Annotated in this window: 18 protein-coding genes; 8 read left to right on the top strand and 10 right to left on the bottom strand. The window is 71.7% G+C overall.

Annotated elements, in window-relative coordinates:
• Positions 1-96: 96 nt before the first annotated feature.
• From J421_RS21095 to J421_RS21085, 3 genes are read right to left on the bottom strand one after another with little or no spacing between them, the layout of a single operon-like run.
• Positions 97-576, bottom strand: coding sequence for a flavin reductase family protein (locus J421_RS21095; RefSeq protein WP_025413160.1), 480 nt, complete (start codon positions 574-576; stop codon positions 97-99).
• Between the two features lie 16 nt (positions 577-592).
• On the bottom strand, positions 593-1,822 hold the full coding sequence (locus J421_RS21090) for an NAD(P)/FAD-dependent oxidoreductase (protein WP_158508861.1): 1,230 nt from the start codon (positions 1,820-1,822) through the stop codon (positions 593-595).
• Positions 1,819-2,637, bottom strand: coding sequence for a DUF92 domain-containing protein (locus J421_RS21085; protein ID WP_104022901.1), 819 nt, complete (start codon positions 2,635-2,637; stop codon positions 1,819-1,821). Before J421_RS21085 ends, J421_RS21090 begins: the two co-directional genes overlap by 4 nt.
• A gap of 115 nt (positions 2,638-2,752) precedes the next feature.
• Here J421_RS21085 and J421_RS21080 point away from each other — a divergent pair, with 115 nt between their 5' ends.
• Positions 2,753-3,367: a hypothetical protein gene (locus tag J421_RS21080; protein ID WP_025413157.1), complete on the top strand. Its 615-nt coding sequence runs from the start codon at positions 2,753-2,755 to the stop codon at positions 3,365-3,367.
• A 118-nt stretch (positions 3,368-3,485) separates the two neighbouring features.
• Positions 3,486-4,673, top strand: a complete 1,188-nt coding sequence (locus J421_RS21075; RefSeq protein WP_025413156.1) for a M24 family metallopeptidase — start codon at positions 3,486-3,488, stop codon at positions 4,671-4,673.
• Between the two features lie 12 nt (positions 4,674-4,685).
• Here the strand turns inward: J421_RS21075 and J421_RS21070 are convergent, their stop codons facing one another.
• Positions 4,686-4,994, bottom strand: a complete 309-nt coding sequence (locus J421_RS21070) for a hypothetical protein (protein ID WP_025413155.1) — start codon at positions 4,992-4,994, stop codon at positions 4,686-4,688.
• A gap of 210 nt (positions 4,995-5,204) precedes the next feature.
• Between J421_RS21070 and J421_RS21065 the strand changes: the two genes are divergently transcribed.
• Positions 5,205-5,579, top strand: coding sequence for a hypothetical protein (locus J421_RS21065; protein ID WP_025413154.1), 375 nt, complete (start codon positions 5,205-5,207; stop codon positions 5,577-5,579).
• An 83-nt stretch (positions 5,580-5,662) separates the two neighbouring features.
• Positions 5,663-6,562 (top strand): carboxypeptidase-like regulatory domain-containing protein, encoded by a 900-nt coding sequence (locus J421_RS21060; RefSeq protein ID WP_025413153.1) that lies wholly within the window; start codon positions 5,663-5,665, stop codon positions 6,560-6,562.
• A 161-nt stretch (positions 6,563-6,723) separates the two neighbouring features.
• Here the strand turns inward: J421_RS21060 and J421_RS21050 are convergent, their stop codons facing one another.
• From J421_RS21050 to J421_RS21030, 5 genes are all read right to left on the bottom strand, one after another.
• Positions 6,724-8,514, bottom strand: a complete 1,791-nt coding sequence (locus tag J421_RS21050) for an ABC transporter ATP-binding protein (RefSeq protein WP_104022899.1) — start codon at positions 8,512-8,514, stop codon at positions 6,724-6,726.
• An 89-nt stretch (positions 8,515-8,603) separates the two neighbouring features.
• Positions 8,604-8,894 (bottom strand): hypothetical protein, encoded by a 291-nt coding sequence (locus J421_RS21045; RefSeq protein ID WP_025413151.1) that lies wholly within the window; start codon positions 8,892-8,894, stop codon positions 8,604-8,606.
• The gene (locus J421_RS21040; RefSeq protein ID WP_104022898.1) at positions 8,894-9,796 is read right to left on the bottom strand and encodes a heme o synthase; all 903 of its coding nucleotides are present in this window, start codon (positions 9,794-9,796) and stop codon (positions 8,894-8,896) included. The genes J421_RS21045 and J421_RS21040 overlap by 1 nt, the downstream gene beginning before the upstream one ends.
• Positions 9,793-10,812: a COX15/CtaA family protein gene (locus J421_RS21035; RefSeq protein WP_104022897.1), complete on the bottom strand. Its 1,020-nt coding sequence runs from the start codon at positions 10,810-10,812 to the stop codon at positions 9,793-9,795. Before J421_RS21035 ends, J421_RS21040 begins: the two co-directional genes overlap by 4 nt.
• The gene (locus J421_RS21030) at positions 10,809-11,039 is read right to left on the bottom strand and encodes a hypothetical protein (RefSeq protein WP_025413150.1); all 231 of its coding nucleotides are present in this window, start codon (positions 11,037-11,039) and stop codon (positions 10,809-10,811) included. Before J421_RS21030 ends, J421_RS21035 begins: the two co-directional genes overlap by 4 nt.
• 68 nt (positions 11,040-11,107) lie before the next feature.
• Here J421_RS21030 and J421_RS21025 point away from each other — a divergent pair, with 68 nt between their 5' ends.
• The 4 genes from J421_RS21025 (at position 11,108) to J421_RS21010 (ending at position 19,920) form a co-directional block, all read left to right on the top strand.
• Entirely contained in the window at positions 11,108-12,514 is a 1,407-nt protein-coding gene (locus J421_RS21025; protein ID WP_025413149.1) for an APC family permease, read from the top strand.
• A gap of 175 nt (positions 12,515-12,689) precedes the next feature.
• Positions 12,690-15,884, top strand: coding sequence for a TonB-dependent receptor (locus J421_RS21020; RefSeq protein WP_158508860.1), 3,195 nt, complete (start codon positions 12,690-12,692; stop codon positions 15,882-15,884).
• A gap of 210 nt (positions 15,885-16,094) precedes the next feature.
• On the top strand, positions 16,095-16,505 hold the full coding sequence (locus J421_RS21015; RefSeq protein WP_025413147.1) for a hypothetical protein: 411 nt from the start codon (positions 16,095-16,097) through the stop codon (positions 16,503-16,505).
• Positions 16,506-16,605: 100 nt separating this feature from the next.
• Positions 16,606-19,920 carry a TonB-dependent receptor gene (locus J421_RS21010; protein WP_025413146.1) on the top strand — a complete coding sequence of 1,105 codons (3,315 nt, stop codon included), beginning with the start codon at positions 16,606-16,608 and terminating at the stop codon, positions 19,918-19,920.
• A 122-nt stretch (positions 19,921-20,042) separates the two neighbouring features.
• Here the strand turns inward: J421_RS21010 and J421_RS21005 are convergent, their stop codons facing one another.
• Positions 20,043-20,927 (bottom strand): MlaD family protein, encoded by an 885-nt coding sequence (locus J421_RS21005; protein WP_025413145.1) that lies wholly within the window; start codon positions 20,925-20,927, stop codon positions 20,043-20,045.
• Between the last annotated feature and the right edge of the window lie 24 nt (positions 20,928-20,951).

The following is a 20,951-nucleotide window of genomic DNA, read 5'->3' as shown; positions in this document are numbered from 1 at the left end:
CCCTCCACGCTCCACGCTCCACGCTCCACGCTCGCCACGAGTCGCGCCAAAGCCAGCGTGGAGCGTGGAGCGTAGAGGAGGCCAGCACCAACATGCCTAACGTTCAAGTTGCGCGTAGCCGCCGCGATAGTAGAGCAGCGGTCGCTCCTGGTGCGCGGCGGCGGTCTCCACGCGGCCGACGACGATCGTGTGGTCGCCCTCGGTGTGCCGCCGCTCGACGCGGGCCTCGAGCCACGCGAGCACGTCCTGCAGCAGCGGCACGCCGGTGCGGCCGCGCTCGTAGCCCAGCCCATCGAAGCGGTTCGGCGGGTCGCCCGACGCGAAGCGCCGCGACAGCGCCTCCTGCCCCGCGGAGAGCACGTTCACCGCGAACGCGCGCTCGGGCTGCAGCAGGTCGTGCATCGATGCCGTCCGGTCGATGCACACGAGCACGAGTGGGGGCTCGAGGCTGAGCGAGCAGAACGCGCTGACCGTCATGCCGTGGTCGTGCCCCGCCTCGTCGACGGTCGTGACGACGGTGACGCCGGACGCGAACCGTCCGAGCACGCTGCGGAAGCTGTCGGGGTCGAGGGGCATGGGGAGAACGTAATGGTCACTTCACGAACACACGCCACACGTACCGCGCGTTCAGCACCGCCGACGGCGGCACGAAGTCGCCGGCGACGCCGACGAGGAGGTCGGCGAGGTCGCGGCGGCGCGACAGCGTGTGAGCGGCGCGGTTCATGAGCGGCGGCACGTCGACGACCGCGCCGATGATGCGCTCCACCGCCCACTTGCCGCCGAACGCGCGGCGGCGCGCGGTCTCGTAGCCGGCGAGCGCGCGGTCGGCGCGCGCGGCGGGAAGCGCGCACGACTCGGCGACGAACGGCGCGAGGATCTCGCCGCCGCGCAGCGCGGCGAACACGCCCTCGCCGGTGAACGGATCGAAGAAGTCCGCCGCGTCGCCGACGAGCGCCGCACCGGGCGCCCAGCCGCGCCGCGACGCCGACGCGAACGGCCCCGTGACGCGCACCGTGTCCACGCGCTCGGCGGCGGCGAAACGCGGCGCGAGGTGCGCGCGGCCGCGGATCCACGACGCGAGGTACGACGCCGGGTCGCCGGAGATCCGCTGCGCCTCGCGCGCGGGCACCACCATCGACGTGTTGGTCACCCCGTCGCCGATGTCGGCGATGCCGACGAAGCCGTCACGCTCGACGTGCATCTCGCCGTGGTCGGTGATGCCGTCCACGCCGCGCCAGTGGGCGACGAGCGCGAGGCGCCGCGGCCACGCGCGCACGCGCGCGAGACCGAGCCGGCGCACGATCACCGACCGCAGCCCGTCGGCGCCGACGACGATGCGTGCGCGCAGCTCGGTCGTCGCGCCCGACGCGTCGAGCACGCGCACGCCGCACACGCGCCCCGCCGCGTCACGTACGACGTCGGCGACGCGCGCGCCCTCGCGCACGCGCGCGCCCACCGCACGCGCACGCGCGACCAGCGTGGCGTCGAGCACGCGGCGGGAGACGGCGAGCCCCCAGTCGCGCGGCGCGCGCCAGCCGTGCGCGGCGACGAAGCCGCCGCGGATCTCGTCGCCGCTCGGCGCGCGCACCACCATGCCGCGCAGCTTCGCGCCGACCGCGCTGAGGGCATCGAGCGCGCCCATCGCGTCGAGCAGCCGCGCGGACTCGGGGCTCAGGCACTCGGCGCACGTCTTGTCGCGCGGGAAGCGCGCGCGGTCGAGCACGAGCACGTCGACGCCGGCGCGCGCGAGATGCCACGCCGTGGATGCGCCGGCGGGGCCGCCGCCGACCACGATGACCTGCGCGTCGAAGCCGATGCTCACGGCGCCCCCGCGAGCAGCGCGCCGGTCGCCGCACCGACCACCGTGCACGCGAGGTTGACCGCGTCGTTGTCCACGCCGCGCACGCCGCCCGCGTGGATCGTCGGCATGCCGCACGCGTGCACGCGCTGCTCGGTGGCGCGGTCGCAGCGCGCGCACCAGCGCCGCTCCTGCAGCGCGGCGCCGAGCAGCGTGTCGGCGACGGCGCCGGCCGCGCCGCCCGCCGCGACCGGCCACGCCGCGGCGATGCCTAACGCGCGCGCCAGCGCGCCGACGACGACCGCGCCGAGCGCGAGGGCGAGCGTGCCCGGAACCGACACCGCGCCCGACGTGCCGGGCGGCACGGTGCGCAGCGTGGCGAGCGAGATCGGCGCGCGTCGGGCGAGCGTGCCGATCTCCGTCGCCCACGTGTCGGCGGTCGCCGCGGCGAGCGCGCCCGCGGCGGCGGCCTCCCACGGCCGCGCCGCGGAACCGATCGGCCCGAGCGTGGCGAGCGCGCACACCGTGAACGCGGCGCCGTTCGCGAGCACCTGCCGCGCGTCGCGCTCGCCGCCTTTCTCCACGACGCCGCCCGTACGACGCGCCTTCTCCACCGCGCGCCACCGCGACAGCAGGCTGCTCGCGACGAAGTAGACGATGAGCAGCGCGCCGTAGCGCCAGCCCGCGGCGATCGCCGCCGTGCCGACGACGACGGCGGCGACGGCGCCGCTCGGCGAGAGGGAGCGCGCACGCCGCGCGGCGAGCGCGATCGCCGCGGCGAGCGCGAGCCCGGCCGCGGCGCGCGCCCACACGTCGTCCACGAGGGCGGAGAGAGGCATCGCTGGGCAATCTGCCGCCGTGCAACCGGCGACGGCAGGCCGTGCGTCCCGACGCCCGCGCTTGAACCGCCGCGTCGGCTGCACTAGCGTTCGCACCCCAACGATTCACGCCGAGATGTCGCGCACGGTCGACGCCCTGCTTCCGCTGAGTCTCCTCGAGGCCGTACGCGCCGTCGACCGGCCGGTGATCGATCCCGAGACCGAGTTCGTCGACGAGCTGCGCAACAAACGGCTCGGGCTGAGCGACACGGTGACCGCGCAGATCCGGCGTTACACCGACGCCGCCCGTCGCCGCCAACGCACGGGCACCGACGAGGTCGCGGCGCTCGCGCGGCTGATCGGCCGGCGCCCCGACGCGGAAGACGTGTTCCGCGCCGCCGGCCGCTACCTCGCCGAGCGCGTGTACGAGCGGATCCCGGCGACGACGCGGCGCGCGGCGAGCAAGCTCCCGCGGCTGCTCTCGCGGCCACTCGTGCTGCGTCAGCTCCGCCGCCTCGCGCGGCGCTACTTCAGCGGCTCGCTCGCGCGTCATGGCGCCACGCTGATGCTCGAGATCCCCGCGCCGGTCACGTCGCTGACCGGTCGGCTCGCGACGGGGTGCGCGTACTACGAGGCGGGTTTCGTGGAGCTGATGCGACTGCTGCTCGGCGCCGAGCGTCCGGTGGAGCACGTGCACTGCACGTCGCGCGAGGAGGGGAAGTGCGAGTGGCGCGTCGACTGGTCCAAGTGAGAGGGCAGGAGGGCAGGAGGGCAGGAGGGCAGGAGGGCACGAGAGGCGATCGCTCCTGCCCTCGCGCGATTCGCGCGCGCCCTCCTGCCCTCCTGCCCTCTCCGTTAGCATTCGCCGCATGCTCACTCCCGACACGCTTCCGACGTTCCAGCGCGCGCTGCGCGAGGCTTCGCTCGACGGCTGGCTGCTGTTCGACTTCCGCGGCACGAACCCGATCGCCGCGACGCTCGCGGGGCTCGACGGCTTCGTGTCGCGCCGGATCTTCGTGTGGGTGCCCACGCAGGGGACGCCGGTCGCGATCACGCACGCCATCGAGCAGCTGCCCTGGCATCGCTGGCCGGTCGCGTGGCGCAAGGAGGTCTACAGCTCGTGGCGCGCGCTCGAGGGGTACGTGCGCGACCTCGTGGGCGGCAAGCGCGTGGCGATGGAGTACTCGCCGGGGGACGCGGTGCCCTACGTCGACCGCGTGCCGGCCGGCGTCGTGGAGCTCGTGCGCGCGGCGGGCGCCGAGGTCGTCACGTCCGGGGAGCTCATCTCGCGGCTGTACGCGGTGTGGACGCCGGCGCAGCTCGCGTCGCACCGCCAGGCGGCGCGCGTCGTCGCCGACGTCGCGCGCGACGCGTTCGCGTTCGTCGACGAGCGGCTGCGCGCGGGCGCCGCGGTGCACGAGCACGAGGTGCAGGCGCGCATCCGCGACGGGTTCACGCGCGCGGGGCTGGAGACCGATCACGGGCCTAACGTGTCGGCGGGCGCGAACGCGGCGAACCCGCACTACGAGCCGTCGGCGGACGCGCCGCGCCGCATCGCGACCGGCGAGCTGCTGCTCATCGACTTGTGGGCGCACGAACCGGGCAACCCGTACGCGGACCAGACGTGGATGGCGAGCGTCGGGGCGCCTAACGAGCGCGCGGTGCGCGTGTGGACGGCGGTGCGCGACGCGCGCGACGCGGCGATCGCGCTGCTGCGCGAGCGGGTGAACGCGGGGGCGCCGGTGCGCGGCGGCGAGGCGGACGACGCGGCGCGCGCGGTGATCGAGTCGGCGGGCTACGGCCAGTACTTCACGCACCGCACGGGGCACTCGATCGACGCGCGCGACCTGCACGGGTCGGGGCCGCACCTGGACAACCTGGAGACGCGCGAGGAGCGGCTGCTGCTGCCCGGCGTCGGGTTCTCGATCGAGCCCGGTGTCTACATCCCCGGGGAGATCGGCGTGCGCTCGGAGGTGAACGCGTACGTCGGCGAGGGCGAGCTGGTGATCACGCCGGACGACTACCAGCGCGATCTGATCGTCATCGCCGGCGCGTGAGACGTCCGCGCGTCAGGCGTAGTAGGCCTTGATGCAGAGCGTGATGAGTCGCTCGCGGAAGCGCACGGCCTCGAGGCGCCGCTCGGGGGCGTTCAGCTCGGGGAGGCGGCTGAGGAGATCCTTGAACGCGACGATGAGGTCCTCGGCGCGGAGCGATCGCTGGCGCGCCTCGTCGATCGTGCGCGCGACGGCATCGTGCAGCGCGTCGTCCCCATCCTCCGGATGATTCCACAGACGGAGCACCGCGTCCCGTAGCGCAGCCGCCGTCTCGTCGCCGAGCGGCCGCGGCTCAGGGGTCGAGCGCGAGTCGTAAGCCATCATGACGGGACCACGCGAGGAGTGCGGGCGGTGTCGCGGGCGGGCATCCGGGGGCCCGGTCCATGGACGTGCGGCTCGGCCGGCGACAGCCAGAGCGGCGTCGCCGACGGCCTGGGCCGGCGGAGGGCAGAAGTTAAGAATCTGTTTCGCGGTAGTCAAACGTTCTCGGCGTACCCCTTGCACCCCCGCGCGGACCGACAACGCAGAGGCACCGTGGCCCGTCGACGAGAGCGAACGAAGGTTCTGATCCTGGCGCGCGAGACGGTCATCGCGGCGCTCATCGGCATGCTGCTGGAGCTCGAGCACTACCAGCCGGTGTACGCCGAACCCGACGAGCGTCCCGAGGACGCGATCCGGCGCGTGCAGCCGCCGCTCATCGTGATGCTCGACGGCGAGATCGACGCGGCGACGTCGGATCTCTTCTACGCCCGCGCCGCGGCGGCGGGGGCGAGCGTGGTGCTGTTCTCCGAGCCGCTCGCCGCCGACGAGATCCGCGCCGTCGCGCGCGACCGCCGGCTGCCGTGCGTCGTCATGCCGGTGGACCGCGCGACGCTCGGGCGGGTGCTCGACCTGGTCGCGAGCGGGTGAGGGCGCGGCGCGGCCCTTGCCCCCATCCGTTTCGCCTGGACTCCGCCGACTCGCCCGTCATCGCCGTCTCCACGCCGCCTCCGGTGCCGCTTCCGTCGCCCATTCGCTCGACCCTCACACTGACCGCCCTCCTCGCCGCGTGCTCGAACGGCGACAAGGTCACGACCGCACACGCCGAGGGCGAGAGCGCCCGCACCGCGATGCATCCGACGTCGGACGTGCCGCTGCCGAACATCACGGCGGGCACGACGCCGTACGCGGTGAGCCCGGTGACCGACGGCGGCACCGTGTCGGGGAGCGTGGAGCTGTCGGGCCCCCCGCCCGCCGACTCGTCGGTCACGCCGCCGCCGGAGCTGCAGCGCGAGTGTGGAGCGACGCTGCCGCTGCGCACCGTGCAGGCGCAGGGCACGCACCTCGGCGGCGCGGTCGTATGGCTCGAAGGCGTCCGGCGCGGCAAGGCGCTGCCCGCCGTGCGCCGCTTCGAGGTCGCGATCGACGGCTGCCAGCTGGAGCCGCGCGCACAGGCCGTGACCGCCGGCGGCACGCTGCACGTGCACAGCGAGAGCCGCATGCACGCGCTCGTCCGCATGACGCGTTGGCCCGAGGGAACGACCGTCGCGACGGTGACGACGAACGACGACGGCGAGGTCGTGCCGGACGACAAGGTGCTGTCGACGCCGGGCGTGCTGGAGGTGCGCGGCGCGCAGCCGGCGTGGCTCCGCGCGTGGGTGCTCGTGCTCGACCACCCGTACGCCGCGACGACCGCCGCGGCGGGCACGTTCTCGCTCGACTCGGTGCCCGCGGGGCAGTACAAGCTCGTCGCGTGGCACGAGCGGTTCGGCCGGGTGGAGCAGCCGGTGACCGTGACGGCGGGCCAGACGACGAGCGTGACGCTGCGGTTCGGTGCGCCTAACGCGGCGCCGATAGTCGCGGACAGCGCGCGAACGGCGGGCGATACGGCGGCGCGAGGGCGGCGGCGATGAGGCGCTGGCGGTGCGGCGCGATGAAGCGCACGCACCGCTCGGACCGCTGAGCGGCGTCGAACCGCGCGATCGAGCGGTGTGAGCGCAGCTGGCGCAGCATGGCGCCGTATCGCCCGCGCCGTATCGCCCGCGCCGTCATCGCCGCCTGCCGTCGAGAGCGGTCAGACGGGGACCTCGTCCTCCCGGAACTGTCCCTGGTACAGCTTCGCGTACAGTCCATCCTGCGCGAGCAGCTCGGCGTGGCTGCCCGACTCCACGACGCGGCCGTGGTCGAGCACCACGACGCGGTCGGCGCGGCGCACGGTGCTCAGGCGATGCGCGATGATGATCGTCGTGCGCCCCTGCAGCAGCTCCTCGAGCGCGGCCTCGACGAGCCGCTCGCTCTCCGAGTCGAGGCTGGACGTCGCCTCGTCGAGCACGACGACGGCGGGATCCTTGAGGAAGACGCGCGCGATGGCGACGCGCTGGCGCTGGCCGCCGGAGAGCTTCACGCCGCGCTCGCCGACCGGCGTGTCGTAGCCGTTCGGCAACCGCTCCACGAACTCGTGCGCATGCGCGGCGCGCGCGGCCGCGATCACGTCGTCGAGCGACGCGTCGGGGCGGGCGTACGCGATGTTCTCGCGGATCGTGCCGCTGAACAGCGCGGGCTCCTGCGGCACGACGCCGATCGCGCCGCGCAGCTCGGTCAGCGACAGCGTGCGCACGTCCTCACCGTCGAGCGACACGCGCCCCGCCGGCACGTCCCAGAAGCGCGGCAGCAGCGACGCGATCGTCGTCTTGCCGGCGCCCGAGCGGCCGACGAGCGCGACGACCTCACCGGGCGCCGCGTGCAGCGACACGTCGTGCAGCACGTCAGGGAGCGTGGGGCCGTAGCGGAACGTCACCCCGTCGAGCGCGACGGCGCCGCGCACTCTCCCCAACGGCAGCGGCGCCGCCGGCTCGGCGACGACCGGCGCGGTGGCGAGCAGCTCGAACACGCGCCCCGCGGCGCCGATCGCCTCCTGGAAGTGCCCGAACAGCGACGCGAGCGACCCGACCGCGGCGGCGATGAAGAACGCGTAGAACAGGAACTGCACGAGCGCGCCCGCCGTGAGCGTGCCGGCGAGCACGCGCTGACCGCCCTCCCACAGCACCGCCGTCACGCCCGCGAACGCGACGAAGCCGACGACGCCGAAGAACGTCGCCCGCATGCGCGCCCGCGCCACGGCCGCCGTCACGACCTCGCCGAGCAGCGCGCCGTAGCGCCGGACCTCGTGCGACTCGCGCACGAAGCTCTGCACCGTGCGGATCTGCGAGAACGCCTCGTCGGCCATCGCCGTCGCTTCGGCCACGCGGTCCTGCACGCCGGTGCTCGCCCGGCGCAGCATGCGGCCGAACACGATCGCCGCGGCGACGATCACCGGCGCGACGGCGAGCGTCGTGAGCGTGAGGTGCGGGTCGGTGAACGTGAGCAGCACCACGCCGCCGACGAGGAACAGCAGCTGCCGCGCGAGCTCCGAGATCCAGGTGTTGAGCAGCGACTGGAGCAGCGCCAGGTCGGCGGAGAGCCGGCTCGTCAGCTCGCCCGTGCGCCGCTCGGTGAAGAAGCCCGGCGAGAGCTGCACGAGGTGCGCGAACAGCTCCTCGCGCAGCCGCGCCGTCACGCGCTCGGCCGTCGCGCTCAGCAGGTAGACCTGCACGAAGTTGAGCACGCCCTGCACGGCGAAGACGGCGAGCAGCGCGAGCGCGATGCGGTCGAGGCGCCCGCGGTCGCGCAGCATGAACGCCGAGTCGAGCAGCCAGCCGACGATCTTCGGGAAGACGAGCCCCGCGCCGGCGGCGAGCACGAGGCACACGGCGGCGACGGCGAGTCTGCCGGCGTGGGGTCGAAGCAGGGGAAGGAGCTTGCCTAACGGCTTGGGCGACGCGAGGCGCCGCTTGCGGGCGCGGGCGTCGGCAGGTGCAGCAGTCATGTCAAACGAGGTAGGCTCACGCGGAGACGCGGAGAACGCGGAGCTGGTGCTCTTCTCCGCGTTCTCCGCGTCTCCGCGTGAGAATCACATCAGGCGAGTCCGTCGAGCCAGCGCTCGATGAGGTGCAGCTCGGTGTTCAGGCGACGTCGCTCGCGGTGTAGCCGCTGGAGCTCCTCGCGCAGCCCTGCAGCGCTCGTCTCGTACTCACGCGGCGCGCCGCCGCCGCTCGTCTCGCGCACGCGCACCCGTCCACCCGACGGCGGCTGGAGCACGAGCACGCGCTCCGGATCGTCACCGCGGCCCTCGATCTGGACGACGAGCGTCTGTCGACGCCCGTGCGCGTCGACGCCCGGGCCGACCGGCGTGGGATCATACGGCATCAGCGCACCGCGCGATCCACCACCATCGCGACGAACAGCAGCGCGAGGTAGAGGAGCGAGTACTTGTACGTCCACCACGCGGCCTGCGTCCACACGGCGCCCTTCGCGTGCAGCGCGCGGATGCGCAGCACGCCGCGCAGGAGCAGCCCGCCGAGCACCGCCGCCGCGACGAGGTAGACGACGCCGAACGCGCCGAACGTCACCGGCAGCACGGTGAGCGCGATGAGCAGCACCGTGTACCAGAGCATCTGGTCGAGCGTGTTGCGCTCCCCCCAGACGAGCGGCGCCATCGGCACGCCGGCGCGGCCGTAGTCGTGCTGCTTCAGGAGCGCGAGCGCCCAGAAGTGCGGCGGCGTCCAGTAGAACACGATGAGGAACAGGAACACCGCCGCGAGATCCACGCGTCCCGTGACCGCGGCCCATCCGACGAGCGGCGGGAACGCGCCCGCCGCGCCGCCGATGACGATGTTCTGCGGCGTGGAGCGCTTGAGCCAGCGCGTGTAGACGAACACGTAGAAGTAGAAGCCCGCGAGCGCGAGCGCCGCCGTCAGCAGGTTGACGAAATGCGCCAGCATCCACGTCGCCGCCGTCGACAGCATGATGCCGAACGCGAGCACCGCCTGCGGCGCCATCCGCCCGCTCGGGATCGGCCGCAGCCGCGTGCGCGCCATGCGGTCGTCGATGTCGCGGTCGAGGTACATGTTCACCGCGTTCGCGCCGCCCGCCATGAGATAGCCTCCGACGCTCACCAGCAGCACGGTCCACCACGACGGATGGCCGGCGACGAACATCGGCGCGACCGTGGTGACGAGCAGCAGCGAGATGATGCGCGGCTTCGTGAGCGCGACGAGGTCGCCGGCGAGGCGCCGCTCGCTCCGCTCGGACATCGCGACGCCGGTCATCGGGACTCCATCGCCAGCACGGGCAGCTGGTCGGTCGGCGTCGTGACGTCGGCGGGTGTCCGATGCGGGAGCGCGAACGCGGGCGTCGACGCGCCGGACGCGACGCGCGCGACGTAGGCCGCGACGAACGTGGTGAGCCAGAGCAAGATGCCGTTCGCCTGATGTGCGGACCGCAGAACGGTCGGGAAGTGCATGAGCACCATCGCGGCGCCGAGCGCGATCTGCAGCACGACGACCGCGAGCGCCACCCGCACCGGGGCAAGCACCGCGCCGGCCTCGCGGCGGCGGGTGAAGCCGACGTTGAGCCCGAGGACGTGGAACGCGAGCAGGTACGCGACCACGCGGTGCGTCAGCTGCAGGTGCGACAGCCCGGGAATGGAGCCCGCGCCGCACAGCGGGAAGCCGGTGCACGCGATCGCCGCGCTCGGCACCTTCGCCGTGAGCGCGCCGAGGATCACGGCGATGAACGCCATCGCGGCGGCGACGAGCGTGCCGCGCGCCGCCCGCGCCGATCCGTTCTGGACCACGGCGCGCGCGCCACCCAGGCCGCCGGCGCGCACCACGGCCGCGGCGAGCGTGGCGAGCAGCGACGCGGCGATCCCCTTGTGCACCGCGGTGGCCCACGCGGGGTTGCCGTAGAACACGGTGACCGCGCCGAACACGGCGGCGAACAGCACGAGCCCGAGCGCCAGCCCGGCGGCACGGAGCACGCCGCCCCGTCCGCGCACCCCCGCCTCGCGGCGACTGGCCACCGCCACGAGCACGAGCGCCACGACGGCCGAGATCAGGATCGCGGCGAGCAGCCGGTGCGTCCACTCGACGATGAGCGTCGGCTGATCGAACGGCGGGAACCAGTACAGACGCCCGGTCACCGGGTCGGCGCAGCGCGGCCAGTGCTCGCCGCACCCCAGCCCGGAGCCGGAGATGCGCACGATGCCGCCGAACACGATGTGCACGAGCGACACGCCGAGCGCGACGAACGCGGTGCGGCGGACGGCGGCGGGCGGGTAGGTCATCGGATCGCCCGCCAGGTGAGGGCGAGGACGAGCACGAGCGCGAGCACCGGCAGGGTGGCCCACGCGAGCTCCTCGGCGCGGGTGGCCGGGCGGTGCGGGGCGGGCGTGGCCGCGCGCGCGCGGGCCGCGGCCTCGGAGCGGGTCGCGCGCAGGATGCCGAGCTGCGCGACCGCGCAAACGATCACGGCGATCCAGAAGACCGCGCTGGAGACGGACGAAGTCATCATCCAAAAGTCGCCGGCCGGAAGGGCAACTTCAAGCTGCGGGCCGCCGTGCGCGCGGCTACTTTGTCGCCATGGCCGCCCCCACCCTGCCGCGCGACCCGGCATCGCGCCCGTCCGCCGCCCCCACCCCCGAGACGATCCGGGGGCTCCCGCGCCGACTCGGCCTGTGGAGCGCCGTCGCGGTGCTCATCGGATCCACGATCGGCTCGGGCATCTTCCGCTCGCCGGCCGGCATCGCCGACAAGCTCCCCGGGCCGCTGCCGATGCTCGCCGTGTGGGTCACCGGCGGGCTGTTCGCGCTGTGCGGCGCGCTCACGCTGGCGGAGGTGGCCGGGGCGCGGCCGGAGACGGGCGGGCTCTACGTGTTCATCCGCGACGGGTGGGGGCGGCTGCCGGCGTTCCTGTTCGGCTGGTCCGAGCTCGTCGTCATCCGCGCCGCGTCGCTCGGCGCGATCTCGACCACGTTCGCCGAGTACCTGCTGCGCGTGACGGGGCACGACCCGGCGCAGGCGCCGTACAGCGACTGGGTGCACTACATCGCCGCCGTGGCGATCGTGCTGACCTCGGTGTTCAACTACCGCGGCGCGCGATCGGGCGCGGTCGTCCAGAACGTGACGACGCTGGCGAAGTACGGCGGGCTGCTGTTCATCGTGCTGCTCGCGCTCGCGATGGGGCTGCCGCGCACCGGCGGATCGCACTTCACGCCGGCGACGCCGCCGGGGAGCTTCGCGGTCGGCGCGTTCGGGCTCGCGCTCGTCTCGGCGCTGTGGGCGTTCGACGGGTGGGCGGACCTCAGCTTCGTCGCCGGCGAGGTGAAGGAGCCGCGTCGCAACGTGCCGCGGGCGCTGATCATCGGCACGGTGGCGGTGATCGCGATCTACCTGCTGGCGAACGTGGCGTACCTCAGCGTGATGTCGGTCGAGGAGATCCGGCACTCTCGGCTCGTCGCGGCGGACGTCGCCCAGCGGCTCATCGGCCCCGCCGGCGTCGCGTTCGTCGCGGTCACGGTGATGCTCTCCACGTTCGGCACGCTGAACGGCACGCTGCTCACCGCGCCGCGCATCTTCTTCGCGCTCGCGGAGGACGGCCTGTTCTTCAAGCCTGTGGCGCGCGTGCATCACCGCTACGAGAGCCCGTACGTGGCGATCATGCTGACGGCGGCGCTCGGCGTCGCGTTCGTCATGCTGCGCACGTTCGAGCAGCTCGCCGACCAGTTCGTGACGGCGATCGTGCCGTTCTACGCGCTCGCCGTGGCGAGCGTGTTCACCCTGCGGAAGCGCGCCGACTGGTCGCCGCCGTTCCGCACCCCGGGGTATCCGGTCGTGCCGGCCCTCTTCGTGCTGGCGACGCTCTATCTCCTGGGGAACGCGATCCTCGACCCGTCGAGCCGATGGGCGACGCTCGCCACGCTCGGCATCGTGGCCGCGGGCATTCCCGTCTATTACCTCACCGTCGGACGCCCCGCGCGCCGGGGGTGACGGGGCCGTTTCGGCCAGGGTCCGTACGGCGTGTCGGGCGGTCGGTAGCGCCCGGTCACGATCCCGCAACTCCGTTGACGTCGGTTCCGCGGGTTCTCTAGGTTGCTCGGCACGCGGCCGAGTACGCTGGGTCCGGCCGCGCCATTCCATCCTGCTTCCAGACAGGACTTCCATGATGATGATTCGTCGGATCGCGACGTTCACCGCCGCGCTCGTGGCGGTGGTGAGCGTCGGTGGATCCCGCTTGGGCGCGCAGGCGACCACCGGCTCCGTCGGTGGCCGCGTGACGGGCGCCAATGGCGAGCCGCTCGAGGCGGCCCAGGTGCAGGTCGTGGACGCCGCGACCGGTCGCACGTCGGGCGCCGCGACTCGCACCGACGGCCGGTACGTCGTGCTCGGCCTCGAGCCGGGGAACAACTACCGCGTCACGTTCCGCCGCATCGGCTACGCGCCGCAGACGGTGCAGCCGGTGACCGTCTCGCTCGGCCAGACGACCCCGGTGGACATGCAGCTGCACACGCAGGCGACGCAGCTCTCCACGGTCACCGTGCAGGCGTCGGGCGAGAACTCGATCATCACGCCGACGCGGACCGGCGCGCAGACGACCATCACCGACACGCTGATCCGCAAGCTGCCGACGCTGAACCGCAGCTTCACCGACTTCGTCTCGCTCACGCCGCAGGTGTCGACGAACGGCCCCGGGCTCTCGGCGGGCGGCGTCAACAACCGGTTTAACAACATCCAGATCGACGGCGCCACGGAGAAGGACCTGTTCGGTCTCGGCTCCACGGGGCAGCCGGGCGGTCAGGCGGGCGGCAAGTCGATCGGCATCGAGTCGGTGAAGGAGTACCAGGTGCTGCTCGCGCCGTTCGACGTGCGCGTCGGCCAGTTCGCCGGTCTCTCCATCAACGCGATCACGAAGAGCGGCACGAACCAGTTCCACGGCTCGGCGTACGCGTACGGACGCAACCAGCAGTTCCAGCGGTCGCAGCCCTACCTGAACGACTTCAAGCAGGCGCAGTACGGCTTCTCGGCGGGCGGGCCGATCGTGAAGGACAAGGTGTTCTTCTTCGTCAACCCGGAATGGCAGCAGCAGGCGGTGCCGGCGAGCGGCCCGGTGCTCGGCGACCCGACGATCCGCCTCACGCAGACGCAGATCGACCAGTTCACGAAGGCGCTCTCCGATCGCGGGATCACGGAGCTCGGCACGGCGGGCTTCGTCAACCGCCACAACCCGCTGACGAACATCTTCGCGCGCGTCGACTTCGTGCTGCCGTTCAACACCACGCTGATCGTGCGCGAGAACTACGCGCACGCCGAGCAGGACGTGTTCTCGCGCAGCTCGACCGGCGCGGCGCCGTTCTTCCCGCTGTCGAGCAGCCTGTATCACTTCGTGTCGGACAAGCACGCGCCGGTCGCGCAGCTGCGCACGAACTTCAGCAACGGCGCGTACAACGAGCTGATCGTCGGCTACACGCGCATCCGCGACGCGCGCGAGACGCCGGGCCGGCTGCAGGCGCAGGTGCTGGCGACGATCCCCAGCGTGGTGCAGCTGGCCGCGGGCACCGACGCGTCGTCGCAGGCGAACGCGCTCGACCAGGACACCTGGGAGCTGACGGACAACTACACGCTGCCGCTCCCGGCCGGCCACCGGCTGACGATCGGCACGCAGAACCAGTTCTACAAGGCGCGCAACGTCTTCGGCGCGAACTCCGCGGGGCTGTGGACGTTCGGCACGCTCGACTCGCTCATCGCCGGCCTGCCGAACCGCTACCAGATCGGCGTGCCGGTGACGGGTGACGGCTCGGTGCGGCCGCACGCGCAGCAGCTCTCGGCGTACGTGCAGGACGACTGGACGGCGACCGACCGCCTGAACCTCACGCTCGGCGTGCGCGCCGACCTGCCGCGGTTCACGAATCGGCCCCCGTTCAACGCGCAGGTGCAGCAGCAGTTCAACGTGAACACGAGCGAGATCCCGACGGGGAACCTGCAGATCTCGCCGCGCTTCGGGTTCAACTACAACATCACCGGCGACCTCCGGAACGTGGTGCGCGGCGGTCTCGGGCTGTTCCAGGGCGCGCCGGCGTACGTGTGGCTGTCGAACGCGTTCCAGAACTCGGGCGGCGTGTCCGGCTTCGCGTCGCTGTCGTGCAACGCGGCCACGGCGCCGCAGTTCACGGCGGCGAACGTCGCCTCGCCGCCGCGCGCCTGCACGAACGGCACGCAGGCGACGGCCGGCGCCGAGGTCGACCTGCTCGACCCGGACATGAAGTTCCCGCAGACGCTGAAGGGGGACCTCGCGTTCGACCGCGCGATCGGCCAGGGCTACGTGCTGACGCTCGAGGGGCTGTACACGAAGAGCATCAACGACCTGCTCTACTACAACGCGGCGCTCCAGGACGCGCCGATCGCCTCGGCGGTGGACGGCCGCTCGCTGTACGGCCTGCAGCCGGGCAGCCCGTCGCTGAAGGTGACCGGCCGCAACGCGGTGTACGCGGTGCAGAACTACTCGAAGGCGTACGCGTACAACCTCACCGGCAAGCTCGAGAAGCGGTTCCGCAACAACTTCGGCGGCGCGGTGGCGTACACGTACTCCGAGGCCAAGGACGTCGTGAGCCTCACGTCGAGCACGGCCGGCTCGCAGTACCGCTTCGGCCGCGTCTACGCCGGCAGCCAGCGCGACGCGTCGCTCGCGCCGTCGGCGTTCGAGACGAAGCACCGCATCGTCGCGAACGGCAGCTACACCGTGCCGAAGACGCGCACGTCGCTGTCGTTCATCTACAGCGGATCGAGCGGCGTGAACTACGCGTACGTGTCGAACACGGACCTGAACGGCGACAACCAGACGCAGAACGATCCGGTGTACGTGCCGTCGGGGCCGAGCGACCCGAAGACGCCGACGTTCGTGACGCTGAACACGACCGACGCGAACGGCGCCCCGGTGAGCTACACGCCGCAGCAGCAGTCGGACGCGTTCTTCGCGTTCATCGACAAGGTCGACTGCCTGCGCGAGTCGAAGGGCAGGATCCTCGGCCGCAACTCGTGCACGACGCCGTGGATCAACCAGACGGACATCTCGATCGAGCAGGCGCTGCCCACGTTCCACGGGCAGAACGTCAGCATCCGCCTCGACGGGATCAACTTCATGAACTTCCTGAACAAGAACTGGGGCCGTCAGGTGACGACGAGCCAGTTCAACCCGCAGGTGCTCTACTCGCCGACGGCGATGGTGCTGCCGGGGACGAACACGACGGCGAACCTGCAGACGGGGGTGCCGCGGATCACGTTCAACCCCACGACGCAGCAGTTCAACTACAACAACGTGTTCTCGAACTACACGTTCCAGCTGTCGGTGCGGTACTCGTTCTGAGGCCGCGCGGCGGGCGAGGACGCCCATAGTTGACGGACGGCGCGGCCCCGAGCACTCTCGCTCGGGGCCGCGCGCGTTCCCGGCGCGATCGACGTCGCGGCGGCGAGGTTCCAGGCGAGTACCGCTGGGGATCCGACGGCGATCGCGGTGATCTCCGGATAGGCTAGGCTGGCGGCTCCGCCCTCGCGCCTAACTCTCACCTTCAGCGAGATGCGATTCCTACCGTTAGGCCTCACGGTGCTGCTCGCCGCGTGCGCGTCGGGCGGCGCAGCGAAGGACCCGGTGAAGGCGCCCGTCACGCGGCTCGCCGACCGCGATCGGCCCGCGCTCGCGATCCGGGGCGACACGGCGCGATGCGTCGGCACCGGCGTGGTGCAGTACGTGGACGTGAAGAACCCGACGCCGCGCGAGGTCACGGTCGCGGTGCACACGCCGGACGGACTGGCGCGGCTCTCCGCCGACAATCTGCTGCGGCCGTTCGAGAAGAAGCGGTACCGCTTCCCGGCGACGCTGCACCTCACGGGGATCTCGGCGTGGACGATCGACCCCGGCATGGGCATCGGGCGCAACGCGACGCAGATGATCGACGTCGATCCGAAGCGGAGCTGCGGGTCCGGCTGATCCGCGGGGTAGCCCCCGCGTTGCTGGAGTCCACGGCCCGCCGTACGTTAGGCGCTGCTGTTTTTCCCCCCGCACGACTCCCCCCTCGCGCAGGACGCACATGTCATCTCCCCGCCGGATCGCCGGCCTCGTCGCGCCCATCGTGGCCGTCGCGGCCGTCTCTCAGCTCGGCGCGCAGGTCACCACCGGCTCGCTCGCGGGCCGCGTCACGAACGGCAGCGGCGAGCCCGTTCCCACCGCGCAGGTGACGGCGGTGCACACGCCCTCCGGCACCACGTACCGCGCATCGGTGCGCGCGGACGGCCGCTTCGCCATCCCCGGCATGCGCGTCGGCGGGCCGTACGCCGTGACCGTGCGCGCGTTAGGCTTCGCCCCCGACACGCGCAACGGCGTGTCGGTGGAGCTCGGCAACCAGACCGACGTCTCGTTCACGCTGCACACCGCCGCGATCCAGCTCGCGGGCGTGCAGGTGGTGGCGAGCACCGGCACGCTGAACGCCGCGCGCACCGGCGCCGCGACGAAGGTGACGAGCGAGGCGATCCAGGCGCTGCCGACGATCAGCCGGAGCCTCACGGACTTCACGCGTCTCACGCCGCAGGCATCCGGCGGCTCGTTCGCCGGACAGGACACGCGGTTCAACAACATCACGATCGACGGCGCGTTCTTCAACAACTCGTTCGGCCTCGGCACCGGACAGCCCGGCGGACGCACGAACGTCGCGCCGATCCCGATCGAGGCGATCGAGCAGGTGCAGGTCAACATCGCGCCGTTCGACGTCCGGCAGGGGAACTTCGTCGGCGCCGGCGTGGCCGCGGTGACGAAGAGCGGCACGAACAACGTCGAGGGGGCGTTCTACTTCAACAAGCAGAACCAGAGCTACGTCGGGAAGAAGGCGGGCACGAACGCGTTCAACCCCGGCACGTTCGACTTCGGCCTCATCGGCGGCCGCCTCTCCGGCCCGATCATCAAGAACAAGCTGTTCCTGTTCGTCGACGGGGAGCGCGACAAGCGGCAGGAGCCGGGGACGACGTTCCTCGCGAACTCCGGCGGCCAGGCGGTGACGGGCAACGTGACGCGCGTGCTCGCGTCGGATCTGCAGAAGGTGAGCGATCTCCTGACGCAGAGCTTCCACTACAACACGGGCCCGTACACCGGCTACAACAACGAGACGCCGTCGACGCGGCTGCTCGCCCGCGCGGACTTCAACGCGAACGACAACAACAAGTTCAGCCTCCGCTACACGCTGCTGAACTCGTCCGCCGACCAGCTCGTGTCGAACTCCAGCTCGCTCGGGTTCGGGAACCGGCGCACGAACTCGAACGCGATGAGCTTCCAGAACTCGGGGTACTCCATCCTCGAGAACTCGCGCTCCGTCGTCGGCGAGTGGAACGCGCAGCTGCGCGGGGGCCGGATGTCGAACAACGCGCTCGTCGGCTACACGACGAACGACGAGAGCCGCGGCTACAAGGGGGACTTCTTCCCCACGGTGGACATCCTGAAGGACGGCGTGACGTACATGAACTTCGGCTTCGAGCCGTTCACGCCGAACAACCAGCTGCGCTACAAGACGCTGCAGGCGCAGGACAACTTCTCGCTGTTCCTCGACAAGCACGACCTGACGTTCGGCGCGACGTTCGAGAAGTACAACTCGGACAACGTCTTCTTCCAGGGCGCGAACAGCGTCTACGTGTACAACTCGCTCGACGACTTCCTCACCGACGCGCAGGGCTACCTCGCGAACCCGAACCGCACGACGTCGCCCGTGACGCTGCGGCAGTTCCAGGTCGGATGGGTGAACATCCCGGGGCTGACCGAGCCGCTGCAGCAGCTGCAGGTGTTCTCCTACGGCGCGTACGTGCAGGACCAGTGGCGCCCGGTTCGGGGCCTGCAGCTCACGGCCGGCGTGCGCGCGGACCTGCCGGTGTTCAGCAACACGGGCTTCGCGAACCCGCAGGCGAACGCGCTCAACTTCCGCGACGCCTCGGGCAACACGGTGCACTACGCGACCGAGAAGCTGCCCGACCGCAACATCCTCTGGTCGCCGCGGCTCGGCTTCAACTGGGACGTGCACGGCGACCGCTCGACGCAGCTGCGCGGCGGCACGGGCGTGTTCAGCGGGCGCCCGCCGTACGTGTGGATCTCGAACCAGATCGGCAACAACGGCATCATCCTCGGCTCGGAGTCGCTCACCAACACGACGACGCGGCCGTTCAACCCGAGCCCCGACGCGTACAAGCCGAAGTCGGTGACCGGCGCGCCGGCGTCGAGCTACACGCTGAACTTCACCGACCCGAAGCTGCGCTTCCCGCAGACGTGGCGGAGCGACCTCGCGGTCGACCAGAAGCTGCCGTGGGGCGTGGTCGGCACGGCGGAGGTGCTGTACGGCAAGGACGTGAACGGGCCGGCGTACGTGAACGTGAACCTGCCCACGCCGCAGTCGGCGTACACCGGCGTCGACCAGCGCCCGCGGTGGACGAACCGCCGCATCAACGCGAACGTCACCGACGCGTTCACGATCACGAACGAGGCGCGCGGCTACAACTACACGGCGTCGGCGTCGCTCGAGAAGGCGTTCGAGGGCGGCTTCTTCGCGAAGGCCGCGTACTCGTACAGCGCGGCGCGGAACACGGTGGACCCGGGCTCGATCGCGGCCGGCTCGTGGCAGACGAACGCGATGCCGCTCGACCCGAACAACCCGCCACTCGGCTACTCGCAGTACTCGCCGGGGCACCGCGCGTTCCTCGCCCTGTCGTACAAGAAGGAGTACTTCAAGGCCGGCGCGACGGGCGTGTCGCTCTTCCTCGACGCGTCGACCGGCGGGGCGGCGTCGAGCGGCAACGTCATCATCACGACGAACGGCAGCTACGTGTTCTCGGGCGACGCGAACGGCGACGGCGGGTCGAGCAATGACCTCATCTACATCCCGCGCAACCCGTCGGAGATGAACTTCGTGCAGTTCACGACCGGCTCGGGCGCGTCGGCGAAGACGTTCACCGTGCAGCAGCAGAAGGACGCGTTCGAGGCGTACATCCAGCAGGACAAGTACCTCAGCGCGCACCGCGGGTCGTACGCGATGCGCGGCGCGGTCTTCCTGCCGATGACGACGCGCGCGGATCTCAGCGTCACGCAGGACGTCTTCCGCTCGGCGTTCGGCAAGCGGAACAACCTGCAGCTCCGCCTCGACGTGCTGAACGTCGGCAACCTGCTGAACAAGAACTGGGGCGTCGGCCAGCGCCTCGTGGCGACGGGCGGCCAGCTGCTCACGAACCCCGCCGTCGACCCGGCGACCGGCGCGTTGACCTACCGGCTGCGCGTGATCAACAACGAGCTGCTGAAGCCGCAGACGTTCGAGAAGTCGGCCGGGCTGACGGACGTGTACCGGATGCAGCTCGGCGTGCGGTACTCGTTCCGATGAGGCGGCGCTGATGAAGTGGCGCTGATGCTTCGGCGCTGAAACGGCGGCTCTGATAACGCGTGGTATCAGAGCCGCCGTTTCAGCGCCGTGGCATTGAGCGCCGCCGTATCAGCGCCGCCCCATCAGAAGATCCGCACCACGCCCTTCGTGTACTTCCCGGGGTTGTTCTTGAAGTCGAGCGTGAGCGAGTCCACGCGCGTGACGAGGCGGCGGATGTCGGCGTAGAGCAGGGAGTCGGTGAGCAGCTTGCCGGCGGTGCCCTGGCCGGATTTCACCTGGACGAGCAGCGCGTTGATCTGCGACGTGGTGACGCGGAGGCTGTCGGTGAGCGCCGCGGCGTTCGCGCTCACGGTGCGCGCGTTGGAGAGCGTGGAGTCGAGCTTCCGCGTGTCGACGGCGGACAGCATGCCGCGCACCTGGGCCTGCGTGGCCGAGAGCTGACGCGACTGCTCGGCGGCGATGGACGCGATCTGGGCGACGAGCGCGTTCGTGCGGCCGATCGCCTGGCGCATGTCGCGCAGCGCGCCGGCGTCGATGAGCTCCGACTGCAGCTTCCGGCTCACGTTCACGGCGACCGTGGCGACGCTGTCCGCCTTCGCCGTGAGCTCGGGGATGCCTGCGGCGGGAACGCCGGCGGGCACGGTGTCGCCGGACGAGAAGCTCTGGGGGCTCGGCGTGGCCTGGATGGCCACCTGCGCGTCGCCGAAGATGCCGACCGCCTCGACGACGGCGCGGCCGTTCGCCGGGACCTTGCGCCCCTTCTGGATCGCCATGCTGACGACGAGGTGGCCGTCGTCCTTGAGGTCGACCTTGGAGACGTAGCCGATTGGTACCCCCGAGAGGACCACCGGCTGCCCGACCTTCAGGTTCTGTCCCCAGCGGAACACGGAGTAGAGCGGGTAGCCGCGCGTCAGCCCGCCGCGCACGAGCCAGATCGTGCCGGCGATGCCGATGATGAGCGCGACGAGCAGCAGGCTGCCGACGAGTACCTCGTTCCGTCCCTTCATTCCCCGAGTGGTTAGGCGGTGGCG

Source organism: Gemmatirosa kalamazoonensis (assembly GCF_000522985.1).
In the GTDB taxonomy this organism is placed as follows: domain Bacteria; phylum Gemmatimonadota; class Gemmatimonadetes; order Gemmatimonadales; family Gemmatimonadaceae; genus Gemmatirosa; species Gemmatirosa kalamazoonensis.
Note: the sequence above shows the minus strand (reverse complement) of the source record. Positions and strands in the feature narration are given on the sequence as shown.